At 51.8% G+C, this 2,731-nt stretch carries 3 protein-coding genes and 1 pseudogene; 1 reads left to right on the top strand and 3 read right to left on the bottom strand.

The window, feature by feature from the left end; translation table 11 throughout:
- Window positions 1–247: hypothetical protein (locus FTU09_RS13980; RefSeq protein ID WP_206299284.1), on the top strand; the 247-nt coding region annotated here is incomplete at its 5' end.
- Between the two features lie 407 nt (window positions 248–654).
- On the opposite strand, the gene FTU09_RS13540 is transcribed toward FTU09_RS13980, so the two are convergent.
- From FTU09_RS13540 to FTU09_RS13550, 3 genes and pseudogenes are all read right to left on the bottom strand, one after another.
- Window positions 655–1,197 carry an AAA family ATPase gene (locus tag FTU09_RS13540; RefSeq protein WP_000587837.1) on the bottom strand — a complete coding sequence of 181 codons (543 nt, stop codon included), beginning with the start codon at window positions 1,195–1,197 and terminating at the stop codon, window positions 655–657.
- A gap of 12 nt (window positions 1,198–1,209) precedes the next feature.
- Window positions 1,210–2,070 carry an aminoglycoside N-acetyltransferase AAC(3)-IId gene (gene aac(3)-IId / locus FTU09_RS13545; protein WP_000557454.1) on the bottom strand — a complete coding sequence of 287 codons (861 nt, stop codon included), beginning with the start codon at window positions 2,068–2,070 and terminating at the stop codon, window positions 1,210–1,212.
- 194 nt (window positions 2,071–2,264) lie between these two features.
- A pseudogene (locus tag FTU09_RS13550) lies at window positions 2,265–2,731 on the bottom strand (IS1 family transposase); the annotation flags it as partial.

Genomic DNA, 2,731 nt, shown 5'->3' on the forward strand with positions numbered 1-2,731 from the left:
AGTACCAGCGTACGGCCCACAGAATGATGTCACGCTGAAAATGCCGGCCTTTGAATGGGTTCATGTGCAGCTCCATCAGCAAAAGGGGATGATAAGTTTATCACCACCGACTATTTGCAACAGTGCCCAAAAAAGTTCGTGGTGGAGAAAAGATAAGCTATGCAAGGCTTTAGGAGACGTGGTTTTTCAGGATGACGAAGAACGATTCGGCGCTAGGTGCAACATAGGTGCATCGCACGAGCGCTAGGAACGGCGAAAAAAGGCGGACGTGGCGAAATCGGTAGACGCAGCAGACTTTAAAATTGGAGTGCCCGCGGGGAAATCCGCGGAGTAGAACCGCTCAAAGTCGGGGAACGCTAACGGGCAATACCCTAAGCCAATCCCGAGCCAAGCCCCTTCGGGGGAAGGTGTAGAGACTGGACGGGCGGCGCCTAAAGCCTTCGGGCAATGGCGAAGGGACAGTCCAGACCACGAACGTCATCAGACGGCGGCGAAAGTCGAGGTGGTACGAAAATCTGCTTCTCTGTGAGAGTACGGGTTCGAGTCCCGTCGTCCGCACCACAAAGCCAAACATCCCTGCGATGATCGACCTCTGGGCGTTTGGTCGTGAGCCCGCCACCCTCGCGCTACGCTTTGCGCAGGCGTCGAAGGCGATCAGGTGCGCCCATCGATTCCGTCGAGCACCATCGCTGCGAGTTCATCGCTGGTGTGTGCACCACTATCGAGAACACGGGTTGTGCATGGAAGCCGTTCCCTTGCGGCCAAGCATCGGGCGACATTCGCTAATCGCCACTCTCGAATCTCCGCATTTCGATTCGGGTCAGGATGCATGGTCTGGTTCGCGATCCGGTGACGCAATAGGTCCTCGTTGAGCGTCAGAAAGATGTGCAGCAGCTGATCGTCGATCCGCCTTACCCCGTCGAGTATCTCAGTCAGATAGTCCGGGTGCACGAGCGTCATTGGGATGATGATGTCCTGCGAGTAATTCCTTCGAATCTCCCTGACCGCCGCGATCGTAAGTCCCCTCCACAAGGGGAGATCCTGATAGTCTCCGCTCGCTGGCATGGGGACCGTTTCTTTCACCACGAACCCGATTTCCTCGGGGTCAAAGATCAGCGATTTGGAACGCCGATCGCGCAGCCGCTTAGCGAGCGTCGTCTTTCCGGCGCCGAAAGGTCCGTTGATCCAGATTATCATTGTCGACGGCCTCTAACCTGAAGGCTCGCAAGAGCGCTCGACGGCCTCGTGCGGAGGCACGATCGGAGTGGTTCCGAAATGCTTCTCAAGATAGGTGACGCCGAACGTCACGATGTCCTGCGCGTCGAACAGGTAGCACTGAGCAAAGCCCACGACACCTTCTCGATGGCGACCGAGCTTCACGTAAGCATTTGCTATAGTTTCAACCGCATCCGGCTTTCCTTCGATAGCAAAGCAATCGAGAATGCCGTTTGAATCGTAATCCGATGCCGTTTTCCAGGCGACTTCACCGTCTCTTCCAAGCATCGGCATCTCATACGTCACCCACCGTTTGTTGGGGATATCGGCAACCGCCTCGGCGTAGTGCAATGCGGTAACGGAGTTTAGCGGCGCACCCAACAGCAGGGCCTTCCCGCCAAGGCGAACGAACCGCTCGACGGGCGATCCTTCCCCCAAGGCGTGACCGAGTTCGTGAGGCTCCGTCAGCGTTTCAGCCAGCGGACCAACCGCGACCATCGATGCATCGGGGTGCGCGCTGCGCCGCGCGCCGGGGGCTTGAACCAGAAATTGATTCAGCAGGCCGAACCCACGGTAAGTCCCGGCTGTTGCGGGATCGAACGGCAGCCAGGTACGGCGGGCTTCGTCATCCAGCCGAGCGCCATTCAGAGTCTCCTCGTAGGGTGATCGGTCCCACGACGCGTATCCCATCACAGTGCCAGTCGGCCCAACCGCGGAGCGTAACGCGGCAACGACCGTCTCCGCTCCTCCTTCGACCGGACCAATCGCTTTAAGTGAGGCATGCACCATCAAGAGGTCACCGGTTTGGACTCCGAGTTTTTGAAGCGCCTCCGTTATTGCCTTCCGCGTATGCATCGCGATATCTCCTCTAAACTGCAAAACACTATACCTATCGAGATATCACTCTACTATACCTATCGAGAATGAAGAAATTCTAAAATTAACATAATACACCTTATACAAAATGCCCTTGTAAGCCCTTAATCAAGGGCATTTTTAGTCTCTACTTAACATAAAATTTTGGTGGTGCTTCAAAAAGTATGCTGCCTTTAAATGAAGCCATTATTGATGTAAAAGAAAAGAAGGCTAAATCAAAAGCTTTAAAATGGTTTTCAAGCTTTTTTGAAAAATTACAGCTTCTTCTGAAGCTACGCCTAATTCTATGCCTTATTTTGCAATTATTGCCTTCAATACCTACAGTAAAAAATTTACCAATACTTTGCTTACCATTTTTAAAAGCAGTGATGAAACTGTCCCAATGATCACTTGCAATTCGGGTGTAGTGAATATCTAATTGTTTAAGCTTTGTCTTCAATTGTTAGACTGTAGCTAAATCTCGTTTACCCCAAACATAAGCAACAATTTCACCTGTTTCTCGATGATAGGCGTAAATAAGCCATTGTTTATTCTTTTTATTTCCAACAAAATTCCAGAACTCATCTACTTCGAGAGATTCATAATGACTTTGCTGAGGCTGAATTTCATAGGTTGATTCAGTTAAAGTACGTAAAACTTT

The sequence above is a fragment of the Acinetobacter sp. YH12058 genome, from assembly GCF_013419805.1.
Taxonomy (GTDB): domain Bacteria; phylum Pseudomonadota; class Gammaproteobacteria; order Pseudomonadales; family Moraxellaceae; genus Acinetobacter; species Acinetobacter towneri.